22 protein-coding genes and 1 tRNA gene are annotated in these 23,420 nt (G+C 63.5%); 12 read left to right on the forward strand and 11 right to left on the reverse strand.

Going from position 1 to position 23,420, the window contains the following annotated elements:
• Window positions 1-12: 12 nt before the first annotated feature.
• From pknB to F0M17_RS00145, 7 genes are read right to left on the reverse strand one after another with little or no spacing between them, the layout of a single operon-like run.
• A complete protein-coding gene (gene pknB / locus F0M17_RS00115; RefSeq protein ID WP_149596072.1) occupies window positions 13-1,923 on the reverse strand; it encodes a Stk1 family PASTA domain-containing Ser/Thr kinase in 1,911 nt (636 codons plus the stop codon).
• On the reverse strand, window positions 1,920-3,728 hold the full coding sequence (locus tag F0M17_RS00120) for a protein kinase (RefSeq protein WP_149596073.1): 1,809 nt from the start codon (window positions 3,726-3,728) through the stop codon (window positions 1,920-1,922). The genes pknB and F0M17_RS00120 overlap by 4 nt, the downstream gene beginning before the upstream one ends.
• Entirely contained in the window at window positions 3,725-5,185 is a 1,461-nt protein-coding gene (locus tag F0M17_RS00125) for a penicillin-binding protein 2 (RefSeq protein WP_038992712.1), read from the reverse strand. Before F0M17_RS00125 ends, F0M17_RS00120 begins: the two co-directional genes overlap by 4 nt.
• Window positions 5,182-6,579, reverse strand: coding sequence for an FtsW/RodA/SpoVE family cell cycle protein (locus F0M17_RS00130; protein ID WP_073707194.1), 1,398 nt, complete (start codon window positions 6,577-6,579; stop codon window positions 5,182-5,184). Before F0M17_RS00130 ends, F0M17_RS00125 begins: the two co-directional genes overlap by 4 nt.
• Window positions 6,576-7,970: a PP2C family serine/threonine-protein phosphatase gene (locus F0M17_RS00135; protein WP_038992709.1), complete on the reverse strand. Its 1,395-nt coding sequence runs from the start codon at window positions 7,968-7,970 to the stop codon at window positions 6,576-6,578. Before F0M17_RS00135 ends, F0M17_RS00130 begins: the two co-directional genes overlap by 4 nt.
• A 3-nt stretch (window positions 7,971-7,973) precedes the next feature.
• Window positions 7,974-8,453 (reverse strand): FHA domain-containing protein, encoded by a 480-nt coding sequence (locus F0M17_RS00140; protein ID WP_038992707.1) that lies wholly within the window; start codon window positions 8,451-8,453, stop codon window positions 7,974-7,976.
• Window positions 8,450-9,274: a DUF3662 and FHA domain-containing protein gene (locus F0M17_RS00145; protein ID WP_038992705.1), complete on the reverse strand. Its 825-nt coding sequence runs from the start codon at window positions 9,272-9,274 to the stop codon at window positions 8,450-8,452. Before F0M17_RS00145 ends, F0M17_RS00140 begins: the two co-directional genes overlap by 4 nt.
• Before the next feature lie 283 nt (window positions 9,275-9,557).
• Between F0M17_RS00145 and F0M17_RS00150 the strand changes: the two genes are divergently transcribed.
• Window positions 9,558-9,641 (forward strand) — tRNA-Leu (locus F0M17_RS00150).
• Window positions 9,642-9,726: 85 nt separating this feature from the next.
• Here F0M17_RS00150 and F0M17_RS00155 read toward each other — a convergent pair.
• Window positions 9,727-10,182, reverse strand: coding sequence for a DUF523 domain-containing protein (locus tag F0M17_RS00155; protein ID WP_149596074.1), 456 nt, complete (start codon window positions 10,180-10,182; stop codon window positions 9,727-9,729).
• A gap of 78 nt (window positions 10,183-10,260) precedes the next feature.
• Here F0M17_RS00155 and F0M17_RS00160 point away from each other — a divergent pair, with 78 nt between their 5' ends.
• Window positions 10,261-10,797, forward strand: coding sequence for a YdeI/OmpD-associated family protein (locus F0M17_RS00160; protein ID WP_073707196.1), 537 nt, complete (start codon window positions 10,261-10,263; stop codon window positions 10,795-10,797).
• Here the strand turns inward: F0M17_RS00160 and F0M17_RS00165 are convergent.
• Window positions 10,771-10,953 (reverse strand): hypothetical protein, encoded by a 183-nt coding sequence (locus tag F0M17_RS00165; RefSeq protein ID WP_149596075.1) that lies wholly within the window; start codon window positions 10,951-10,953, stop codon window positions 10,771-10,773. The genes F0M17_RS00160 and F0M17_RS00165 overlap by 27 nt on opposite strands.
• A 3-nt stretch (window positions 10,954-10,956) precedes the next feature.
• Entirely contained in the window at window positions 10,957-12,006 is a 1,050-nt protein-coding gene (locus F0M17_RS00170) for a LacI family DNA-binding transcriptional regulator (protein WP_073707198.1), read from the reverse strand.
• Window positions 12,007-12,157: 151 nt separating this feature from the next.
• Here F0M17_RS00170 and F0M17_RS00175 point away from each other — a divergent pair, with 151 nt between their 5' ends.
• The 9 genes from F0M17_RS00175 (at window position 12,158) to F0M17_RS00215 (ending at window position 19,136) form a co-directional block, all read left to right on the forward strand.
• Window positions 12,158-13,129 carry a nucleoside hydrolase gene (locus tag F0M17_RS00175; RefSeq protein WP_073707199.1) on the forward strand — a complete coding sequence of 324 codons (972 nt, stop codon included), beginning with the start codon at window positions 12,158-12,160 and terminating at the stop codon, window positions 13,127-13,129.
• 86 nt (window positions 13,130-13,215) lie between these two features.
• Complete coding sequence (locus tag F0M17_RS00180; RefSeq protein WP_073707200.1) at window positions 13,216-13,914, forward strand: dienelactone hydrolase family protein; 699 nt, start codon at window positions 13,216-13,218, stop codon at window positions 13,912-13,914.
• Window positions 13,915-13,969: 55 nt separating this feature from the next.
• Window positions 13,970-14,401 carry a universal stress protein gene (locus tag F0M17_RS00185; protein ID WP_073707201.1) on the forward strand — a complete coding sequence of 144 codons (432 nt, stop codon included), beginning with the start codon at window positions 13,970-13,972 and terminating at the stop codon, window positions 14,399-14,401.
• A gap of 87 nt (window positions 14,402-14,488) precedes the next feature.
• Window positions 14,489-15,205, forward strand: coding sequence for a LysR family transcriptional regulator substrate-binding protein (locus F0M17_RS00190; RefSeq protein ID WP_149596076.1), 717 nt, complete (start codon window positions 14,489-14,491; stop codon window positions 15,203-15,205).
• Window positions 15,206-15,247: 42 nt separating this feature from the next.
• Window positions 15,248-16,036 carry an enoyl-CoA hydratase/isomerase family protein gene (locus F0M17_RS00195; protein ID WP_052253933.1) on the forward strand — a complete coding sequence of 263 codons (789 nt, stop codon included), beginning with the start codon at window positions 15,248-15,250 and terminating at the stop codon, window positions 16,034-16,036.
• Window positions 16,037-16,050: 14 nt separating this feature from the next.
• Entirely contained in the window at window positions 16,051-16,716 is a 666-nt protein-coding gene (locus tag F0M17_RS00200; protein WP_052253932.1) for an alpha/beta hydrolase, read from the forward strand.
• Between the two features lie 9 nt (window positions 16,717-16,725).
• Window positions 16,726-17,625, forward strand: a complete 900-nt coding sequence (locus tag F0M17_RS00205) for a PfkB family carbohydrate kinase (protein WP_038992695.1) — start codon at window positions 16,726-16,728, stop codon at window positions 17,623-17,625.
• Entirely contained in the window at window positions 17,626-18,420 is a 795-nt protein-coding gene (locus F0M17_RS00210; RefSeq protein ID WP_121865889.1) for an HAD family hydrolase, read from the forward strand.
• Window positions 18,417-19,136, forward strand: a complete 720-nt coding sequence (locus F0M17_RS00215) for a glycerophosphodiester phosphodiesterase family protein (RefSeq protein ID WP_149596077.1) — start codon at window positions 18,417-18,419, stop codon at window positions 19,134-19,136. The genes F0M17_RS00210 and F0M17_RS00215 overlap by 4 nt, the downstream gene beginning before the upstream one ends.
• A 21-nt stretch (window positions 19,137-19,157) precedes the next feature.
• On the opposite strand, the gene F0M17_RS00220 is transcribed toward F0M17_RS00215, so the two are convergent.
• Window positions 19,158-20,135, reverse strand: coding sequence for a hypothetical protein (locus F0M17_RS00220; protein WP_038992692.1), 978 nt, complete (start codon window positions 20,133-20,135; stop codon window positions 19,158-19,160).
• Between the two features lie 92 nt (window positions 20,136-20,227).
• On the opposite strand from F0M17_RS00220, the gene F0M17_RS00225 reads away from it, so the two are divergent.
• On the forward strand, window positions 20,228-23,410 hold the full coding sequence (locus tag F0M17_RS00225) for an HAD-IA family hydrolase (protein ID WP_149596078.1): 3,183 nt from the start codon (window positions 20,228-20,230) through the stop codon (window positions 23,408-23,410).
• Window positions 23,411-23,420 lie beyond the last annotated feature (10 nt).

The following is a 23,420-nucleotide window of genomic DNA, read 5'->3' on the forward strand; positions in this document are numbered from 1 at the left end:
TGACGGCTAGTCTCAGTCATTTTCCCGTGGTGGTCCGGTCCGGTCTGGCCGGCCATTCCCGTTGGGAGGAGCCGGGGCATCGCTGGTTGGCGAAGCATCCTCGGTTGGATCATCGGATTCGGATGGATCCGATGATTCGGACTCGCTAGACGATGGTTCTTCGGAAGGCTCGGGCGCTGGCGGTGCCTTGGCCACGGAAATCTTCACCAGGCTTCCCTGGGGCACGTCCTCGGAGGCTTCGGGGGACTGCTTGAACAGTGTTCCCTCGGCGTAGTCATCGGTTTCCACCTCAACGAACTGGACTTCCAGCCCGACATCATCTGCCGAGAGCTTTTCTTCAGCTTCCTCGCGGCTCATCTCGGTCACCACCGGAACGGTCACCATGCCGGTAGACAGGATCAAATCGACTTCGCTGCCGGCCTTCACCTTGGACCCCAGCTCAGGGCTGGTGCCGATGACCCAGTCGGTGGGAACCGTTGCAGAGTTCTCCCGGCTGACTTCGCCAACTTCCAGGCCTGCTTCGCGCAGGGCATCGCGGGCAGCTGTCTCGGACTGGTTCGCCAGATCCTCGGGAATCGTGCGCTGCTCTGAGCCGTCGGAGATGTACAGGGCGACCGTGGACTCCTTGGCGACCATGGATCCTGCTTCCGGATCGGTACGGGTCGCCTTGCCCTGTTCTACGTCATCGCTGAATTCGCGCTCTACACGCACCTGGAAGGTGTTATCGCGCAGCAATTCCCTTGCGTCGTCCTCGGACATTTCAAGGACCTCGGGTACTGCGATCGGGGCACGCTTTTCAGCTTCCGCCTGGATCGAGCGGATCACTAGGAAGCTGGCGATGCCCACGGCAATCAGGGCGATGACGGTCAGCAAGATGATTAGGCCGCGGTTGGACTTGTGCCGTGCAGGCGGCTCAGGTGCCTCGTCTTCCACGAAGACCGGGTGCTGGCTCGTTCGTGGCGCAGACTGCGCGATGAAGCCGGTTTCAGCCTCATGGTGGGTGCCGTAAATCGGCAAGGTGTAGGTGGATGGCTCCGGCTCGTCATCATGGAATTCGATGCCGTTCAGCGCATCCTCCAACGCCGAGGCGAAAGCTCCGGCGCTCTGGAACCGGTCGTCGCGTTCCTTGGAGAGGACCTTGGCGACGATTGGGTCGAAGATCGGGTCGACGCCGTGCTTGACCTCGCTTGGCGCCGAGGGAATCTCGCCAACGTGCTGGTAGGCGACCGACACCGGCGAATCGCCGGTAAATGGAGGCTGGTGGGTCACCAGCTCGTAGAACAGGCAGCCAACCGAGTAGATGTCCGAACGGAAATCGACCTGTTCGCCGCGGGCCTGCTCGGGCGAGAAATACTGGGCTGTCCCCACTACGGCAGCGGTCTGCGTCATGGTTGCCGACGTATCCAAGGCACGGGCAATGCCGAAATCCATCAGCTTCACGTGGCCGGAATCGGTCACCATCACATTGGCCGGCTTGATATCGCGGTGGACGACGTTGTTGTTATGCGAATGATCCAGGGCATCGCAAACGCCGCGGGTGATGTGCACTGCCACGGAGCCATCGACATCGCCCGCAGCGATTACCTGCTTCAGGGTACGTCCGGTCACGTATTCCATCACCATGAATGGCAGGCGCTCACGGTTGTACTCGGTGGCCGGCAGCTCGCCGGTGTCGTACACGGCAACGATATTCGGGTGGCTCAGGCCAGCGACGGCCTTGGCCTCACGGCGGAATCTATTGACCACCATGGGGTTGCCGGCGGTATCCGGGCGCAGCACCTTGACCGCCACCTTGCGCGACAGCACGTGGTCGGTGGCGAGATACACATCCGCCATGCCGCCACGGCCAATCAGCGATTCGATCTCATAGCGGTCGTTGATCATTCGCGGCAAGCCAGGAGGCAAAGCTTCGACTTCACTCATGGCGCTTCGCTTTGCTCCGGCTCTGCGGCTTCTGGGGATTCAGATGCCGACTCGGTGGCGGACCCGGTTGGCTCGGTTTCTTCTGGACCGGTGGAAATATCCAGGGTGATCGTGGTGCCCGGCTCGACTTCGCTGCCGGCGGGAACGTCCTGCGCCAGCACGGTGCCGGCGACGGATGGGTCGGGGCGTTCCTCGCCCTTGGCCACGGCCAGTCCAGCGTCCTGGATGCGCTTCTGCGCGGCTTCGAAGCTCATGCCGGTCACCGATGGCACGCCAACGGTTTCAGGGGCCATGGCATAGGTCACCGAAACGGTTTCGCCTTGTGCAACACTGCCGGTAGGGTTCAGGGAAATCACTTCGCGCGGCTCGTACTCGCTGGTTTCCTGCGGGGTCGCGTCAACGACCAGGCCCATGCCCTCGAGTTCCGCGGTCACAGTGTCGATATCCTGGCCGATCAGCGACGCCGGAACATCTACATAGGTGACGGTTTCACTCGGGGTCGGCGATGGGGAGTCGGAGGTCTCCGAGGCTTCGGTGGTTTCCTCGGTCGGCTCGGTCGATTCCTCGGTTGGAGACGAGGAATCGGACAGCTCGGTGCTCTGCGTCGGCGACGACGTCGGCTGGTTGTCATTGTCGCTGCTCATGGCAGGGATCAGCCATGCCAGCAAGGCGATCACCGCAGCCAGCGCGATGATCACGATCAGCGGGACCAGCCACGGGCTGCGCTTGGCGCCAGCCTCGCGAGCAGGATCCTGGGTATCCACGTCCTCGTCATCGAATCCGCCGGCAGCGGCGCTGGAACCGGAGAAGCCGCTGGCATTGCGGTCAGGTTCCACCACGGTGGGCATGGCATTGGTCATGGTCGGGGCGGAATCGGCCTGCGGCACCGCCTGGGTGGCATCGTCATCCATGTTGACCACTTGGGTCGCGTCGGTGGCGATACCGGTGGCCAGCATGCCGGGAACCGCCAAGGTAGCGGTATTGGTGTCGCCGGCGCGCAGCGCATCTGCGGCCTTCGCCAGTGCGGTTGCATCCTTCGGGCGTTCCGACGGGTTCTTGGCCAGCATCGACATGATCAGCTGGCGAACCGGGGCCGGGATGGTGTCGGGCAGGGCAGGGGGAGCGTCGTTGACCTGTGCCAGGGCAATGGCGATCTGCGATTCGCCGGTGAACGGACGCCGTCCTGCCAGGCACTCGTAGCCGATGACGCCCAAGGCGTAGATGTCGGAGCTGCCGGTGGCAATCTGGCCGGTGGCCTGTTCCGGAGCCAGGTACTGGGCGGTGCCCATGACCTGTCCGGTGGCGGTCAGCGGAACCTGGTCGGCAAGGCGGGCAATGCCGAAGTCGGTGATCTTGACGACGCCCGAAGGCATCACCAGGATGTTGCCCGGCTTCACATCGCGGTGCACCAGGCCGTGCTCGTGGGCTGCTGCTAGCGCGCGGGCGGTCTGCGCGATCAGCGAGAGCGTGCGGTCCACCTCGAGCTTGCGCTCTCGTTCGATGATGGTGGACAGCGGCGGGCCGGGAACGAGTTCCATCACCAGATAGGCGGATCCCTGTTCCTCGCCGTAGTCGAAGACGCCAGCGATGCCGGGGTGATTCAGCAGCGCGGTGTGGCGGGCTTCCACGCGGAAACGCGTCAGGAAGCTCTCGTTGTCGGTGTATTCCTCTTTGAGGATCTTGATCGCTACCAGACGTCCAAGGACCTGGTCTCGCGCCTTCCAAACTTCGCCCATGCCGCCGATCGCAATGCGATCGGTCAGCTTGTAACGACCGCCCAAGGTGGTGCCGGTTACTGGCCTCACTTGTTGAACACCGCCTCTAACATCGTCTTCATCAGTGCACCCGCCGTGTTGTGGCCGGTGTCGTAATCTACGTCTTGGATATTGACCGTGATGGCCACCTGCGGGTCATCGGCCGGCGCGAAACCGGTCATCCAGGAATTCACCATGCGGACTCCGTCCACTGAGGGTCGCTGCGAGGTGCCGGTCTTGGCGCGGAAATCCACGCCGGGAACCCGGGCGTTCATCGCCGTGCCGCGCAGCACCGGGCCTTCCATCAGCTCGGTGAGCTGTTCGGCGACTTCCGGGGTGGTGGCCGTGGAGAACTTCTCCGGCTTCGGATCCTCGATGACCCGCAGATCCGGTGCGATGACCTTGTCGATCAGGTTCGGCTTCATGATCACGCCGTCGTTGGCGATGGCCATGGCAACCATGTTCATCTGCAGCGGCGTGGCCTTGTTTTCCCATTCACCGATGGCCATCTGCGCCATCTGTGCTTCAGATGCCTCGGCCGACGGGAACTCGCTCGGCACGACATTCTGCGGGATGTTCAGCTGCTGGCCGTAGCCGAAGCGCTCGGCCACCTCGGTGAAGGCATCCTTGCCGACTGTCTGGCTGATCTCGATGAACGGGGTGTTGCAGCTCTGCGCGAAGATGAACTCGAGCTTGGCGCGGGTGTCGCGCGCGCAGATGCCCTCGTTGAAGTTGTTCAATGGCTTGTTCGTATGCGGATAATTCTTCGATACCGGGTTGTCGATGGGGGTGTCCATGTCGAACTTGCCGGATTCCAGCGCCGCGACGGTGCTGATGATCTTGAACGATGATCCGGGAGTGATCAAGCTGCTGATGGCCGGATTCCGGTAGGGGCTCAGGCCATCGATGTTGCTGATTTCCTTCAGGTTCTCGGCCGCCTTGGCGGTCGAGTGCACCGCCAGCCGGTTCGTGTTATAGCTAGGCTTGGAAGCCATCGCCAGGATGTCGCCGGTCTTCGGATTGGTCACGATGATCGTGGCCTTCAGGCCCTCAGGGATCGCTTCGAAGGCAGTCTTCTGCAGCTGGCCGTCAATGGTCAGCTCGACCGAGGCGCCCTCGGAACGGGTGCCGGTGAACATGGCAGAGAGCCGGTCGAAGAGCAGATCCGAGCTCGTGCCGGTCAACCAGTCATTCAACTGCGATTCGAGCTGAGTGGTGCCGTTGGCCAGCGAATAGTAGCCAGTCAGGTGGGCGTAGGTTTCCGCGTCGTTGTACACGCGCTGGAATTCGAATTGGCCGTCATCGGTCGGTACCGATTCGGCAATCGGCTTGCCGTCAACCAGGATCGCCCCGCGGGGCAGGTCGAACTCGCGGTAGAGCTCACGCTTGTTCAGCGCATTCTCCGAGAGCGACTCGGCGTCGAAGAACTGGATATAGCTCAAACCGCCCAGGCAGATGACGAACAGGACGGTTAGCGCAACCCAAACGCGCTTGATTGCATGATTCACTTCTTCGTCACCGCCTTGGTGCTTGAGGTAAGGGTCGTGCTGGCAGATGCGAATTCATCGGTTGGTCCTACGCCGCCGGTCTTCGGGCGGCGCGAGTTGTGGGAGATCAATAGCAGCAGCGAGATGATGATCCAGTTCGCCAGCAGCGAGGAGCCGCCAGCTGCCATGAATGGCGTGGCCAGGCCGGTCAGCGGGATCAGCCGGGTAACGCCGCCGATGATCACGATGCACTGCAGGCCCAGGGTGAAGGACAACCCGGCAGCCAGCAGCTTGCCGAAGCTATCGGCAGACCCCAGGGCGGCACGCAGGCCGCGGGAGATCAGCAGCATGTAGAGCAGGATGATCGCTGACACGCCGATCAGGCCGATTTCCTCCCCGAAGGAGGCAATGATCATGTCCGAGTTGGCCAGCGGCACCCGGTATGGCGAACCAGCGCCCAGGCCGGTGCCGAACAGGCCGCCGTCGGCCATGCCGAACAGGCCCTCGACGATCTGCATGCTGCCGCCTGTGGCCTGGTAGATCTCAGGGTCGAAGGCATTTAGCCATACGTCCAAGCGGCGGGTCACGTGGCCCATGGTCAGGCCCGCGACCACGCCGCCGGCGACAACCATCAAGGCGCCAATGAGCACCCAGGAGATCCGGGCAGTGGCCACATAGATCATCACGATGAACAGGCCGAAGAAGAGGATCGCGGAGCCGAGGTCGCGCTGCACCACGAGCACGCCGATGGACAGCAGCCAGGCAATCACCATCGGAGCCATGTCGCGCAGGCGAGGCAGCTGCAGCGGCCCGAATTTGCGTCCGGCCATCAGGATCAAGTCGCGGTTCGACGAGAGATACCCGGCGAAGAAGATCGACAGGGTGATCTTCGCGAGTTCGCCTGGTTGCAAGGAGAACATTCCCATACGGATCCAGATTCGGGCGCCGTTAATGGTTACGCCGAGCCCTGGAATCAGCGGAAGCAAGAGCAGGACAATGGATGCCAGTAGGGCGATATAGGTGAAGCGCCGCAGTATCCGGTGATCCTTGATGGCCCAGAGGACTACCGATGCAATGACGATCGCAATGGCTGTCCACAGCAGCTGGCGAGCCGACTGCGAAGTTCCTTTTGCCAAGTCAATGCGGTGAATCATGGCTAGGCCAAGGGAGTTCAACGCAATCGTGATCGGAAGTATTACCGGGTCAGCATATTTTGCGAAGATGCGCAGCAGCACGTGGACCGTGAGGGATAGCCCCGCCAGGATGCTCATCTGCACGTAGAAATCGGTATTGTCGACGTCCTCGGTGGAGCTGCCGACAAGATAAAACGCAGCACCTCCGACGCACAGGGCAAGAAGCACCAGCAGCAGCTCGAGATTGCGCCGAGGCACCGGTGCGGTTTGCACTTCGGTCATTGCATTATCTCCTGGCAGTAGGCGGGCAGTTCGAGCTGGTTGGCGGAATCCGAGGATCCGGGAACGGTGACCGGGCAGTTCTGCTTCGCGGTGACCAGAAGTTCCTGGATGATCATCTGGGCATGCTGTTGGTTCTCGGCCGAGATGGTCGACTCAACGCGCTGGCGCGAATACTCCGGCAGGGCTTCCAGCGGCACCTTGCTGACGGTGTCGACTTCGGAGAGCGAGATCGGCCCAAGTTCTTGCGGGACGCCCTTGTAGATGGCGACCTTGCCATCGACGGCGCCCACGAAGTACTGGGTTTGGGTCCACATGTAGCCCCAGACGGCCAGGGCTACGACGAGGAAGGCCGTGAGGGTCAGCAGGATCGGCATCAGCCAGCGTCGATGCTGCACCGGAGCTTCCAGCGGATCGAGCACCTCGCCGGCAGCCGGGGAACGGTGGGTCAGCAAGGCTGCAGCGCGTCGTTCGCCGGTGTGCTGGGTAACCACCGGGATTTGCCCGGTCTGCGTTGCCAGCTGGGCAGCGCCCACCAGCAGGTGGGGGCGCTGGGAAATCTCATGGCGAAGCAGCGATGCGCTGGCTTCGACATCTCCTTCGGCGGCGATGGTGAGCTGGCCGGTATCCGGCGCGGGCTCCGGCTCGGCCGGCGCCTCGCCGTCAAGGGCGGAGTTCTCGATGACCTCGAACATCACCACGGTGACATTATCCGGCGCGCCATTCTTCAGCGTGATGGCAACCAGGTCGTTGACCGCTTCATCCATGTCGGCGGTGGTGCGGATGATCTGCTCGATCACCGGAACCGGCACCGCGTCGGTGAGTCCGTCGGAGCACAGCATCCAGCGTTCGCCCGGTTCTGCCGTGAATCTCTCGACATCCAGCTCGGGAGACGCGTCCGAGTCGCCGAGCACGCGCAAAAGCACATTCTTATGCGGGTGGACCTCGGCTTCGGCCGGCTTGATGCGGCCTTCGTCGACGAGCCGCTGGACAAAGGTGTGGTCCTTGCTGATCTGCTCGAACTCACCGTGCTTCAAGCGGTAGGCGCGGGAGTCGCCGATGTGCGCCATGTGCAGGGTGTCGCCCGAGAGCAGCAGGGAAGTGACGGTCGTGCCCATGCCCGACAGCTTCGGATTGGCGCCGACGAGTTCATTGAGCACCAGATTGGCGGCCTGGATTTCGTCCGGCAACGCATTCTGCGGATCCGCGGTGGCTTCGTGGTCCAGATGCACCAGATCGAGCACGGTAGAGGCCGAAGCGACGTCGCCGCCGACGTGTCCGCCCATGCCGTCGGCAAGGACCGCCAGGTACTCGCCGGCATAGGCCGAGTCGTCATTCTTCTTGCGCACCCGGCCAACATCGGATTTCGCCGCAAATTTGAGTTTGAGGGCCATAGGCTAGGCCTTCAATTCCAGGACAGTCTTCCCGATGCGGATTCGCTGGCCGGGCTCCACTGCCTGGGCGCGTGAGAGCTGGTTGTCACCCACGAAGGTGCCGTTGGTTGAACCGAGATCCTCGATGAACCAGCGTGATCCCTGGGGGAACAGGCGGGCATGGCGTCCCGAAGCGTAGTCGTCATCGAGAACTACGGTGGCATCCTGGGCGCGGCCGAACATGATCGGCTGGCCGCGTAGCGGAATGCTGCTGCCAGCCAGCGGGCCCTCGACGACTTCCAATGAGGTGGCCGCCTTGCGCGCGGGGACTTCTGGTTCCGCCAGTTCCGGGTTCTTCTTCAGTTCACGAGCGCTGGGCTTGCCGGTGCGGGCCCGTGAACCGATAGCCAAGTCGCGGCGCATCGATCCGACAACGCTTAAAACGAGCAGCCAGATGAGGACCAAAAAGCCCAATCGGAACAGGCTTAGAACCAGATCGTTCACGCGCGGCCTCCGTTGTTCGAGGTAATCAGCCGGAAGACGATTTTCGTCTGTCCGATAGTAATGACCGAACCGTCAAATATACGGGTTTCTTCCGAAATCTTCTTGCCGTCCACGTAGGTTCCGTTGGTTGAACCCAGATCGGTGACGACGAAACTGGTCTTGCCACGGGTTTCGACACGAGCGTGCTGCCGGGAAACGCCGGAGTCGTCCACCGGAATATCGGTGCTGGCCGAACGGCCCAGCACGATCGAGTGGTGATGCAGGGCGTACCTCTGACCGGCAACCTCAAGGATGGCCTGCTTCTGCACGGGCCTCTTGGGGATCTCTGCAATCGGACGCACCGTTGGGCGTGGCTGCGCGGTGGTTGGAGGGGTTGCTGATGGAGCTGCCGGTGCCGCTGGCGCGGATGCCCGCTCCTTGACCGGTGCCGAAGCCGCTGGGCGTGAGCTGGATTCCTTGACCGAGCTGGAGATTTCCATCTCACCGGGCTTGAAATCATCATTGGAGACGAAATGGATCATGATGTCGCCATGAACTGAATAGTCCTGGGTGGCGGCATGCTCGGCGGTGACCTTTGCCATTTCATTGACGACACCCTGGCCCCAGCCCTTGGCGGTGTTGTAGTCCTTGGTGCTCAGCGAGACTACGAAGTCATTGGCCGCAAGGCTGCGGCCTTCGCTAATCGGCATGATTCCGCGGTCCATGTCATTGCGTAGCGCGGTAGTCAGTTCGACTGGCTTTAGATCTGCGGTGCTGGTGCCACGAAAGAAGCTAGTGACGACCTTCTCTAAGCCGCGTTCGACATTGTCGAGAAAGCCCATTATTCGTGCTCCTTCCTTAGGGTCCATGGCTAGTTATTACGAGCCTGCGGTCATCCTTTCCGAGCTATGAACGCAGAACTTCATATTCGATCTTACTGTTTTCAGCTGTGCAAATGCCGAAAAATCCTTGAACGGCTCAAGTGCGTCAGTATCAACGATAAAGGCACTAAAAAGGTTTCCCATGTGTCGCTAGCCACAAATGAGGGTTTCGATTAGGTGAACGGAAAATGTGTGTGTAAGCTATTTCTTGTTGCAAAGAACGAAGGCAACGAAAACAGAATAAGCGCGAGTGGCGGAATTGGTAGACGCGCTGGCTTCAGGTGCCAGTGATCGCAAGGTCGTGGGGGTTCAAGTCCCCCCTCGCGCACGAATGGAAAATAACCCTTGATCTTCGGATCGAGGGTTATTTTCTTGATTAAAAGCGCAACTGAATCGTTATCTTCCAAGGTGTGTCAGCTTGCTGGAGATCCACTGACCTTGATGCCCCGGCGCTTCAGCAACGCAGCCAGCACCCCATCGCCTGCAACAAGTTTTCCGGAATGCGAGCCATCGTAGATGCTCCCACAGCCGCAGGAAGGGCTGCGATCCTGCAAAATCGCTTCGGTGATGCCCTCGCGCTGGACCAAATCTGCGACCTTCTGGGCTCCAGCCACGAACTGCCGGCTGACATCCTCGCCGTTGACATCGAGAACGGCGGCCCGCCCTTCGAGCACGTCGTTGCCATCGCCGCCGGAAATCTCTACTGGCGGGCGCGGGGTGCTCAGTTCGCCTAATTCCTCGGCGCAGGCAGCAACAGCATCTCCGCGTGCCACAGCTTCGACGATCGCCGGGTTGGCCTTGGCCTTGCCGTTATAGCGGCAAGGGATGCCAGCAAGGCAGGAACTGACGAGCACCGGGCGTTGGATCATGACAGCAGTCTAGCCGCGTGGAAGCTGGATGCGGCTGTGCCATAGACTGCCCTTAAGCAACTGAAAGGGCTGATTCTGGTGCCAGCATCCAATGAAATCCTCGAACTGCAGGGAACTGTAGATCTGGTCAATGACCGGAAAATTCTCCGATTCGACCAGGAATCAAGCGACAAGTTGCCAAGCCGAGGACAGGTCGCGGTAGAACTTCTCCAGGCGCATGAGGGGCATACGGTGGTGATTGATCCCGACGGGCGCCGTGGCCACTGGCTGGCTCTCGATAGCCAGGGGATGCCGCAGCTATCGGCCGACGCAGGGGAGCAGGTGCAATTGGCGGCTCGCGTTGCCGGAACCTGGCCGGAAGCAAGGATCCCGCAGGACTTGGCCGGCGCCCTGGATGACGCCGATGATCTGGAAGAGGTGTGGGCGGGGCTCACCCCGATGGCCCGCTGGGAATGGGTCCGCTGGGTCGAAGCGACCAAGAACCCTTCCACGCGTGAACGCCGAGTGGATGTCAGCATTTCCAAGCTGCGCGATGGCAAGCGCCGCCCGTGCTGCTTCGACTTGTCCTCGTGCACCGATCCCGGGGTGTCAAAGAGCGGAAAGCTCATCCAGTAGCGGAAGGCTTCGTGCGGCAGATTCGATGCCGGACCCCGGAGAGGGTGGCGGGCCGGTAAAGAGGCTGAGCACTCCGCTGGACATGACGATCAGGCCCAGGGCAACGAGCAGGGCGATGATTGCCGTGACCTTGGCGGGCCATTTGCGCATGTTCATCGGTTAGCCTCCTGCGTTTTCCAGTGTCGATCCGCGGACAACCAGTGAACTTGGCAGCATGGTCTGCAGTGGATCAGGGGATTTTCCATCGAGCAGCGCACGCAGTTTCAGTGCGGCTTGGCGCCCGACTTCCTGGGCATTGAGTTCCACGGTGGTGATGGATGGGTTGGAAGTCGCCGAGTAGGGCAGATCGTCGAATCCGGCCACCGCAAGCTGCTGCGGGATGCTGAGGCCAAGCTGGCGGGAGGCATGCAGCACGCCGAACGCGTGGTTGTCGGTTGCGCATCCCAGCGCGGTTACGCCGGCTTCCCGCCACGTGGGCCAGTGCTGGCTGAAAGCCGCCGAAGCCGCGGCGACGTCGATCATCGAGCTGGCGACAGAAGCAGGCAGGACCTCGATGCCGTATTCCTTGGCCGCTGCCAAGAACGCTTCGCGGCGCACGGCCAAGGTCTCGGTGCCGGTGCTCGCATCCAGGTAGGCGGCCCTGGTGTGTCCCTGTGCGGCGAAATGGGCTGCGACATCCCGCGCGCCCTGGGCGACATCCATATTCACTGCGGGAATCGCCGGATCGATGCCCGGGGCATCCAGGGCCACCAGGGGAAGGGTGCTGGAGATTTCTTCGAGGAAGTCCTGGCTCGGGGCATGGACCAGCAGCCCGGCCGGGCGAAGACCCATGATCTTCCTGGTCTCGCTGGCACTGGGGGAGACTCCGGCATCGGTGACCGAGAGCAGCAGCTGGTAGTCGCTGGCCAGGACCGAGCGCACGCCGGCGATGACCTTGGCGAAGAACGGGTTGGAGATGTCCGGGGCCACCAGGACGACCAGCGAGCTGACGCCCTTGGCCAGCGAGCTGCCGATGCTGTCGACGAAGTAGCCCAGCTCGCGAATCGACTCGCGCACGCGCTGTTCATTCGCGGCCGATACCCGGCCCGCTGATTTTCCGTTGGCAACAAGTGAGACCGTTGCGGTAGAAACGCCGGCGTGTTCGGCGACCATTGCTGCGGTGACGCGGCGCGGAGCGCGCGAGTTGCCGGACTTTTCACCATTCTTCATGGCTCCATCGTAGTCGGAATCGCGGTGCGCCACCGCTTTTAGTTAAGCGCTTGACGAAAGTGCGCGGGCGCGAAAGAATTATCAATGGATGACTATCCGCCCTCCACGACTTAGCTGCCGGCCGTCAGTCGGCAGAGCGAAAGAAGAATCCATGACCCAGGACAGCAATGCCCCGCGCAAGATCATTTTGGACTGCGACCCGGGCCATGACGACGCCGTGGCAATGATTCTTGCCCATGGCAATCCAAAAATCGAGCTGCTGGCGGTGACCACCGTGGCCGGCAACCAGACCCTGGACAAGGTCACTGCCAACGCGCTGGCCGTCGGCACCATCGCCGGGATCACCGGCATTCCCTTCGCGGCAGGCTGCGCCCGCCCGCTGGTGCGCGAGGTGGAAACCGCCGGAGAGGTCCACGGGGATTCCGGGATGGACGGACCAGCGCAGCCGGAATCGAGCATCGAGCTTGATGAACGCCACGCAGTGGACGTCATCATCGATCTGGTGATGAGCCATGAACCCGGTGAAATCACCCTGGTGCCCACCGGCGCCTTGACCAATATCGCCTTGGCCGCCCGGAAGGAACCGCGCATCGTCGAACGCGTGCGCGAAGTGGTGCTGATGGGCGGCGGCTACCACACCGGCAACTGGTCGGCGGTGGCTGAATTCAATATCAAGATCGACCCCGAGGCAGCGCACATCGTCTTCAACGAGGCCTGGCCGGTGGTCATGGTCGGCTTGGACCTGACCCACCAGGCGCTGGCCACCACCGAGGTGGTCGAGCGCATCGAGAAGATCGGCACCGGGCCATCGACCTTCGTGCGCGAGCTGATGGACTTCTTCGCCCAGGCCTACCGCGACCACCAGGGCTTCGACGCGCCGCCGGTGCATGACCCGTGCGCCGTGGCCTACGTGATCGACCCGGATGTGGTGCGTACCGTCAAGGCGCCGGTGAGCGTCGAGCTGCGTGGCGAGCTGACCTTGGGAATGACAGTCACGGACTTCCGTGCGCCGGCTTCCGCCGACTGCAATACCTCGGTGGCAGTGGACCTGGACCACGAAGGCTTCTGGAATCTGGTGGTAGACGCGCTGGAATGTATCGGAGAGGTCACGCTCGGAAAATAGAACGACTTTGCGCAATGTGGGGCAGGTCAATGCCAATCGCGCCTAGACCTGCATAAACTGGAGGGAATCGCAGAACAGGAGGCGCCATGGCGGAAAAAACCCCGCACCAGAACGTGACTTTCCCTTCTTCAGGTACGCAAGCGCACGGCTATCTCGCATTGCCCGAGTCCGGCAAGGGCCCCGGAGTGATTGTGATCCAGGAATGGTGGGGGCTGACCGACCATATCCGCGATGTGGCAGACCGGCTGGCGGCGCAGGGTTTCGTGGCGCTGGCCCCGGACCTCTATGGCGGCTGGATCACGCATGACGGCGAGGAAGCCGGGCAGATGATGTCCGAGCTTCCGGAAGCCGTTGGCGCCCAGCTGCTGGGCGGTGCAGTGGACTACCTGCTGGCCAATGAGCATGTCACCAGCCAGAAGCTTGGCGTCATCGGCTTCTGCATGGGTGGCGGATTCGTGCTGCAGATGGCAGCCCAGCAGGGCGATAGGATTGCCGCGGCCGTGCCTTTCTACGGCATCGGCCAGGGCGTACCCAACAATTTTTCCGGTGTCCGCGCCGCCATCCAGGGACATTACGCGAACCTGGACCAGATGTATCCGCCAGAGCAGGCCAAGGCCCAGGAAGAGCAGATCCGCCGGGAATCAGGCGCGGAAGTCCAGTACTTCTACTACGACGCCAATCATGCGTTCCACAACGACGAGAATCCCGCCGGCAACTACGATCCCGAGCGGGCGGCCATCGCATGGCAGCGCGCCGTGGACTTTTTGCAAGCAAAAGTGGCCTGAAGGCCATAAAGTGTTACCCATCACTTAAAGCATCACTCATATGAAGGAGAACAATATGTCTGAAACCATCATCGTAGGCGTCGACGGTTCCGAAACCGCACAGCGCGCTGCCCGCCGCGCCGCAGAACTCGCCGTCAAGCTGGACGCTGACCTGGTGGTCATCACCGCTCACGCATCGGATAACACCGAGGTCGTTTCCATCGGTTCCGATACCTGGATCCTGGACGACGCAGAGCAGGCCCGCAAGCTCGCACAGCGCGTGGCCAACGACGTGAAGAACGCCGTTCCAGGCGTGAAGGTCACCGCTGCAGCCGGCCACGGCAAGCCAGGCGACGTGCTGATCTCCGACGCCGAGGACCGCAAGGCTTCGATGATCGTCGTCGGCAACGTCGGCATGAAGGGCCTGGGCCGCGTGCTCGGTTCCGTTGCTTCCTCGGTAGCCCACTCGGCACCATGCGACGTGCTGGTCGTGAAGACCGACAAGTAGGCCTCCAAGCTTGCGCAAGCGCAGGCGGGCACCGGTGCACCGGTGCCCGCCTGCACCATTTAACCCGGCAGCGCGTAGGCTTAACCCGTGCAGAAACTTCGAATCGCCTACGTCACCGGCGTCACCCCCGGCAAATGGATGGACCGCTTCCAGGAGCGTTATCCGGCCATCGAGCTGAAAGCCTGGCGCCTGGATGAGGGGGAAATCCTGGACCTGCTGGCCGCCGGCGAGGCCGACGCGGTGTTCGTGCGCTACCGCGGGGATTCGCCCAAGGACGCGACGCGCCACGTCATCCCGCTCTATGAGGAGCTCGAAGTGGTCTGCGCGGGCAAGGACCACGATGTGGAGTACTACGAGGAATCAGTGCCGCTGGACATCGTCGAGTCGTTTCCGCAACTGGACCTGGCCGATTACCCTCAATCCGTGGGCGGCTTTCCGGTAGCGATGGAGGTCGTCGCCTCTGGAGCCCAGGTGCTGCGCACCACGCAGTCAATCGCCCGGCTCTTCGCCCGCAAGGACGTGGTGGTGCGCCTCATCGAAGACGGCTCGCCAACCCAGGTCGGCATCGCCTGGCCGACCGCCACCGAGGACACTGCAGTGCTCGAGGAATTCATCGGCATCGTGCGCGGACGCACCGCCAGCTCCTCGCGGCAGAATTCGGTGCGCAACCAGGAGCAGAAGGCCAAGCGCATCAACGAGCAGAAGAAAGCCAAGGAAAAGGCCAAAGCCAAGGCAAAACAGCAGGCCAAGAGCCCATCCAAGAAGCCGCAAGGGGCCAAGGCCAAGCCACGCAAGCGCCACTGACAATCCATCACGTGACGCAGGTTACGTGAGAGAGTTAGGGGTATGAAGCAATTCGATACCCTCACCCTGAGCACCCAAGGCTCGGCCCTCATCCTGACCGTAGACCAGCCAAAGTCGCTGAACGCACTGGCAAAAGAGGTTGTCAACGACCTTGAATCCTTCCTGGACTGGTTCGAGACCACCGGATACGAATACCGCGGACTGATCATCACCGGCGCCGGGGAGAAATCCTTTGTCGCCGGGGCGAATATCGTCCAGATGAACTCCATGGACGAGGCCACGTTCACCGCTTACGCCAAGCAGATGCACGCCGTGACCGAGCGCCTGGAGTCGCTGCACGTCCCGGTCATTGCCGCAGTCAATGGCTTCGCCCTGGGCGGTGGCTGCGAGCTGGCGCTGGCCTGCGATTTCATCTACGCCTCCGAGCGGGCCAGCTTCGGCCAGCCGGAAGTCAACCTGGGCCTGGTGCCCGGCTTTGGCGGCATGGTGCGCCTGCCGCGCCGCGTGGGCAACGCGATGGCCCGCGAGCTGATCTTCACCGGGCGGCGCATCAAGGCCGAGGAAGCATTGCGCATCGGCCTGGCCAACCGGGTGGTCCCCGCTGAGCAGCTGCTCGACGTCGCCGTGGCGGCCATCGAAGAAGCCGCGGCGGTCTCTCCCACCGCTATCTCCATTGCCAAGCGCGCCATGGTTTCGATGGACGGGCTGGACACGCATCAGGGGCTGGGTCGCGAAGTCGACGCGTTCCTCCAGGCTTACCACACCGCCGACTCGGTGGAAGGCCGGTCCGCCTTCGTCGAGAAGCGCTCGCCGGTCTTCCCGGGCAACTAGCCGGGCGGCCAGCCATGCACTACGGGGCGCACCGGGACCAGTACGTCCAGTTCTACGAGCCCGAACGCATCACCGCCCGCGGAGCGGTGATGATCATCCACGGCGGATACTGGCGTGAGAAGTACACGGCCAGCCTCGGCGTGCCCTTGGCGCAGGATCTCGCTGCCCGCGGGATTCCCGCCTACAACCTCGAATACCGGCGCGGGCCGGGCAGTGCGGCGAAAATGCTGGCCGATGCCCGGCTCGCCCTGGGCCTGGTCAAGGAAGAAGGGCCGATCACGCTCATCGGCCATTCGGCCGGGGCCCAGCTGGCCTGCGTGCTGGCAGCCCATGACCAGCGGGTCTCCCAGGTGATCAGCCAAGCCGGGGTGCTGGACCTGGAAACCGCCCAGCGGCTGAAGCTCAGCGACAGCGCGGTGGAGGAGATGCTCGGCGGTGCGCCACTGGGCGCCTGCAATCCGGTGGAATTATGGCCAATGCCTGCCCGTGTCGTAATCTTTCATGGACGGGACGATGGCGATGTTCCGCCAAGAATTGCCCGCATCGCGGCCCAGAAAGCGGCCGCGCTCGGACAGGAGCACAGCTTCTCGCTGTTCGACGGCGACCACTACACCTGGATCGATCCGCACAGCAGCCAATGGGCTGCCTGCGTGCGGGCCCTGTCCCCACTGCACTACTGAAGGAGCAGCATGAACCCGACGGTGATCGGCGAGGCCCTCGTTGACGTCCTGGCCTCCGGCATTGCCCCAGCCCAGGAGTTCGTCGGGGGCAGCCCGCTGAACGTCGCGGTGGCGCTCTCCCGGCTGGGCTACCCGGGGACCCTGATCTCCCGCTGGGGCGCCGATGACAAGGGCCGGAAGATCGAGCAGTACCTGCAGGAGAACAACGTGGCCTACCTGGGCGGGGCCGACGACCAGGCCACCGTCATCGCCCACGGCATCCTCGACCCGGCCGGCGGCGCGGCCTTCGCGTTCAATGCCTACTGGCAGATGCCGACCATCGGTCCGGAGCTGGCCCAGGACGCCGAGCTGGTGCACACCGGCTCCATCGCCACCCTGTTCAGCCCCGAAGAGCTGCTCCCGCTGCTCTCGGCGGCGCGCACCCACGCCACCATCAGCTACGACCCGAACCTGCGCCCGTCGCTGGTGACCAACCATGCGCAGACCGTCGCCGAGGTCGAGCGCTTCGTCGGCCAGGCCGACGTGGTGCGGGTTTCCGGCATCGATTTGAAGTGGCTGTACCCGATGCGCTCGGTCCAGGACTCGGCTCGGGCCTGGCTGGACATGGGTCCGGCGATCGTGGTTTCCACCGCAGGCTCGCGCGGCTCCTGGGGAGTGGTCCGCGCCGGCGACGCCGAATTCACTGCTCCCTCGGTCGAGGTGACCGATACTGTGGGGGCCGGCGACACGTTCACCGCGGCGCTGCTGTGCTGGCTGGCCGAGCACGGACTGATTGGCGCGGCCAACCGGGAGAAGCTGAACCAGCTGCAGATTGGCGAGTTGTCCCAGGCCCTGGAATTCGCGGCCATGGCCGCCGCGGTGACCGTGCAGCGTGCCGGAGCGAATCCGCCGCGCCGCCAGGAGCTGTAGATGATCAAGCTGATCGCGTCGGACCTCGACGGCACCATCGTCGCCAAGGACGGCACCATTTCCGAGCGGACCAAGCGCGCTTTCATCGAGGCCCGCGAGTCCGGCATCCAGATTGTCTTCGTCACCGGACGCCCCTTCCGCTGGCTCACCCCGATCATCGAGGCCTTCGGCGGGATGGGCAAGGTCATCTGCTCCAATGGCGCGGTGCTCTACGACCTGGAGCAGGATGAGGTGATCTGGTCGCGCACGCTCAGCGCGGCCACCGCGCGCAAGGCGAGCGAAATCATCCTGGAGCTGGAACCGAAGGCGGCCTTCGCCGCGGAGACCACCAAGGGGCTGCACCTGGGCGATGGATTCGCCGACCGCCACCACAACTTCGGCGTGCAGGCGGTGCTGGATCTGACCAGCGACTCCATTGATTCCGAGGGCATCGTGAAGTTCCTTGCCCGCTCCCCGCACCTGCCGATCGACAAGTTCTATGCCTCGGCCGGGCCGCAGCTGGCCCAACTGGTTTCGGTGACCCATTCGGCCTTCGACGTGTCCCTGCTGGAAATGGCGCATGTGGATATCCACAAGGCCACCACGCTGCATGAGTACTGCCAGCGCCTGGGCATTGCCGCCGACGAGGTGATGGCCTTCGGCGACATGCCCAATGACATCGAAATGCTCGAATACGCGGGCCACGGCTACGCGATGTCCTCCGGGCACCCCACCACGCTGGCCTCCGCCCGATTCCGCGCGCCCTCGCTGGCCGAGGACGGGGTAGCCCAAGTCATCGAGGACCTGCTGAAATGACCTACGCCTTTTCGCACCGAGGGGTGCGCACAGGGAACGAGGAGAATACGCTGCTCGCCTTCCAGCGCGCCGCGGAACTGGGCATCACCCACTTCGAATCGGACGTGCACGCCTCGGCGGATGGCACCGTCTACCTCTTCCACGACCACACCTTGGATCGGGTCACCGACGCCAGCGGGAATTTCAACGGCTTCACCGACGCACAGCTGGCAGAGGTCCGCGCAGGCGGGCAGCCGCTGTGCACGCTTGACGAGCTGCTTGATGCCTTTGGGCACGCCACGCTGAACCTGGACGTCAAGGACGAGCACGTGATCGGGCCGCTGGCCGAGCTCATCGAGCGACGGAAAGCCCACGGGCAGATTGCCCTGGCATCCTTCTCCACGGCGCGCAGCGCCGCGGTGGGCCACCTGCTCTCCGCGCCGATCCGGCGCTCGCCGGGGCAACGCGAAATGGTTGCCATCTGGCTGTGCGCCCACCTGCTGGGCTGGGTTCCGAAGCGCCTGCTGGCGGACTACTGGGCAGTCCAGGTGCCGCTGAAGCAGGGCATCTTGCCGGTGGCGACGCGCCGCTTCATCAAGGCGGTCCACCGCGCCGGCGCGCAGGTGCATGTCTGGGTCATCGATGACGAGCCGACCATGCGGCTGCTGATGGACCGCAAGGCCGACGCCATCATGAGCGATGACGCGGCCTTGCTGGTACGGGTTCTCGGCTCCTGAACCGAGCCTGGGAAATATGCCCTAGGAGATATCCAGGGTACCCAGCACGGCCGGGGCATGCTCCTGCAGGTGATCGTCGCTGGCATCCAAGAGCAGGCGCAGCCAGGTCTCGTGCTGCGAGAGCGGCGCAACCAGGCAGGCCGGATTGATCAGGTCGTAGAGCTCATCGGGCGAGCCGTAGTCGGAGAACTGGTCCAGGTACGCGAAGAGCACCTTCATCACGCGCTCGTCGCCGGTTTCGCAATCCCACGCCTCGCACATGGCGGCCAGCGGAGTGTTCAGCGAGGAGAAGGGGTGCGCCCAATGCGCGGAGCCCAGATTCAGGATGCGGCCGTGCTCTCCGGTTTCGCTTGGCACCACGACCTGCGACAAGTCGAAGTTGCCGTGCTCGATGCTCAGCGGCACCGCACCGGCATGCAGGGCGTCGGTGGCCTTCTTCAGCGCACCCAGATGCGAGACCAGGTTATCCGCGCTGGAACCATCCAGGTACAGCGGGTGGGAGGGGTCCAATGACACGTGCATCATCAGCGCCTGCTCGTACTGCTCGGGCAGGAACTGCGGGTCAACCACGGTGACCCCGGAATCGAAGAATTCGTCCTCGTGGCCCATCAGCGCGACCTGGAAGGAGCCGAGCGAGGCCATGGCCAGCTCCCAGTTCTCCACCGAATCGCCCAGGTCCGCCAGGGTGTGCCCGTAGTCCGGGCTGAGCATGTAACCGGCGATCCGGTCGATGGCCAACGGCATCACCACGCGGTCGGGCAGCAGCTGGCCGGCAACGACCGTGGTGGCCGGCTCGGAGGCCAGCCCCGGAGCGTTGGCGCTGAAGATCAGGTCGGCGGCATCGGTCTGCACCGTTGCCTGGATCTGGTGCAGATCGGCAGGCCAGAAGTCAGGTCCTGCGGTGCGCGCGATGCCGTAGGCCTCGCACGCAGCGTCGATCCATTCGGCGGTAGCCTCACGCCAGTCATCGCTATTCCATGCATCTATCCACTGAGCCACATTCTTATCGTAGTATGTCGAAGCAAGCGCGTTGAGTTGCTACGGTAAGGACTACGGCCAGTAATACGCTCCTCTTTCGAAGGATTTCGATTGTGAACGCTTTTCGTCCTGAGTACCGACATCGTGATTACAAGGCCGTCCTCTTCGATCTGGATGGCGTGATCACCCCGACCGCGCTGCTGCATCGCAAGGCGTGGGAAGAACTTTTCACCGGCTTTTTCGACAAGCACCCGGGCGTGGCACCGTACACGACCGCGGACTACTTCAACCTGCTTGACGGCCGTCCGCGCTATGACGCGGTGGCCGCCATCCTCGAATCCCGCGGCATCCAGTTGCCGCGCGGCGAGGAAAGCGATCAGCCCGGCGAGGACAGCATCTGCGCCCTGGGGAACATGAAGAATGAGAAGTTCACGCAGGTGCTGCAACGCGACGGGATCGACCCCTACGCCGGTTCCGTGGCCTTCCTGCAGCAGGTGCTGGAGGCCGGGCTGGACGTCGCGGTGGTGTCTTCCTCGCGCAATGCGCGGATGGTTCTGGCTGCCGCCGGATTGGCTGGCCATTTCCCGCTGGTGATGGGCGGGCAGGAAGCCGCTGCACGCCAGCTTGCAGGCAAGCCGGCCCCGGACACGTTCCTGGCCGCCGCCGCGGATCTGGGCTGGCGTCCGGAGGAATGCGCAGTCATCGAGGACGCCACCAGCGGGGTGAGCGCGGCGCGTGCCGGAGGCTTCGGCGTCATCGGCGTGGCCCGTGAAGACAACGAGGCGGCCCTGCTGGACGCCGGCGCCCATTTCGTGGTCCATGACCTGTCCGAGCTGGTCTCCGAGCATGACGCCAAGGCCTGGGAAGAAGACTCCTGGTCGCTGTGGCGCGGGAACCAGCGCGAAAGCGGCGGCGCCGAGGACACGGTGTTCTCCCTGGGCAACGGCTTCCTTGGCGCGCGGGCGGCGCAACTGGGCTTGGGGGACCAGGCCGGCGGCACCTTCATCAACGGGCTGCATGAGACCTGGGAAATACGCCATGCCGAGAGCGCCTTCGGGCTGGCTGAAACCGGCCAGACCATGATCAGCGCCCCAGATTTCCGCACCATGCGCGTCTTCATCAATGACGAGGCCCTGGAAGTCGGCCGCACCGAGATGGTTCGTGACGAACTGCGCCTGGATTTCCTTGACGGGACGCTGACCGCGCACACCCTGTGGCGAACTGCAGAAGGCCACCGCGTGGCCGTCACCGCGCGCTCGATGATCTCCTTCACCGATCGCCATCTGGCGCTGCAGGACGTGCATGTGCGCCTGCTTGATGCCCCGGCCCAGGTGCTGATCCAGTCCTCGGTGATCGGGTATCCTTCCAGCCGCCAGGTGGCGTCCCCGCAGGAAGCCGATGCCTTGGGCCCCGTTGACCCGCGCAAAAGCGAGACGGTCCGTGCCAATCCGCTGCACCCTGCCGGCATCCACAGCGATGGGCCGCGGCTGGGCATCTCCTACGAGGTCCTCGGATCGGGGATGTCGGTAGCGGCAATGGTCCAGCACGAGGTGTCAGCCACCGGCGGGACGCAGGCAGAACTGTCCGTGGACCGCAAGGTACGCGATGACCGCGCGGATGAAGTGATCAGCGCCAGGCTGGACGCCGGGCAAGGCGTGCGCGTTTCCAAGTTCGCGGTCTACCACTCCTCGCGGCGCCATCCGGCCCAGGAGATGCTCTTGCGTTCGGAGCGGGCCTTGGAGCATCTGGTGCCGTTGGGGATCGATGAGCACTTCCGCGCCCAGCGCCGCTTCATGGCTGATTACTGGGAACGCAGCGATGTGCAGGTGGATACCGATGAGCCCGAGCTGCAGCGCAAGATCCGCTGGAACCTGTTCCAGCTCGCCCAGGCCGCCGGCCGGGCCGACGGACTGGGCATCAGCGCCAAGGGCGTGAGCGGCAACGGCTATTCCGGGCATTACTTCTGGGATACCGAGATCTATGTGATGCCGTTCTTGACCTACACGAACCAGCAATGGGCGCGCAATACGCTGCGCGCCAGGGTCTCGATGATTCCGGCAGCGACCCGGCGGGCGCGGACCATGAACGAGGAAGGCCTGCTCTTCCCCTGGCGCACGATCAACGGCGAGGAAGCCAGCGCCTATTATCCGGCGGGTACGGCGCAGTACCATATCAACGCCGACGTGGTGTATTCGCTCAACCGGTACCTCGGGGTCATGGAGGACGACGAATTCCTGCTGGCCGGCGGGGCCGAGATCCTCGTGGGCACCGCGCGCATGTGGGCTTCGCTGGGGTTCTGGCGCGGCGAGCCGGGCAACGAGCGCTTCCACATCCATGGGGTCACCGGGCCCGATGAGTACACGGCGGTGGTCAACGACAACCTCTACACCAATGTCATGGCGCGCTTCAATCTGCGCCGCAGCGCCCAGCTGCTCTCCGAAATGGCCCAGGAGCATCCGCGCGAGTACGCGGAACTGGCCAGCCGGCACGCGCTGGAAGACGAGGAGCTCGAGCTGTGGCTCAAGGCTGCCGACTGCATGCACATCCCGTATTCGGAAGCTGTCGGAATCCACCCGCAGGACGAGCACTTCCTGAACCGCGAAGTCTGGGACCTGGCTAATACCGGTGCGGATAAGCGGCCGTTGCTGCTGCACTACCACCCGTTGGTGATCTACCGCTTCCAGGTGATCAAGCAGGCCGACGCGGTGCTGGCGCTCTGGCTGCGGTCCAGCGATTTCACTGACGAGCAGAAGCTCGCCGACTTCAACTACTACGATCCGCTGACCACGGGAGACTCGACGCTCTCTGCCACGGTGCAGTCGATCCTCGCCGCGGAGGTGGGGTACCGGGATCTCGCCTGGGAGTACTTCGAGCATGCGCTGAACGTGGATCTCCAGAACCTGCACGGCAACACCGCTGACGGCGTGCACGTGGCGTCGACCGGCGGGGTCTGGTCGGCGCTGGTCTACGGCTTTGCCGGGCTGCGCGACGATGACGACCGGCTGCGCTTCGATCCGCGGCTCCCGGAGAGATTCCGGGCCCTGCGTTTCAACCTGGGGTGGCGGGGCATGCGGATTTCTGTATGCTTGCGCCCCGAAGCCATCGAGTTCACCCTGCATGGGGAATTCTCGCGTCCGATCTGGGTGCGCGGCCAGCAGGTCGACCTGCAGCCAGGGCAAGCTATCAGCGTTGCGCTCGCCGGACAGGGCCCGCTGCTGGAAGGCAGGCCAAGCCTGGAGCATGTCCTCTCGCTGCAACGGGAGGCCGGCGCGGAGGTGCCCAACAAGGCCTGGTAGGCGGCGCGGA

This window comes from Glutamicibacter sp. ZJUTW (assembly GCF_008370855.1).
In the GTDB taxonomy this organism is placed as follows: domain Bacteria; phylum Actinomycetota; class Actinomycetes; order Actinomycetales; family Micrococcaceae; genus Glutamicibacter; species Glutamicibacter nicotianae.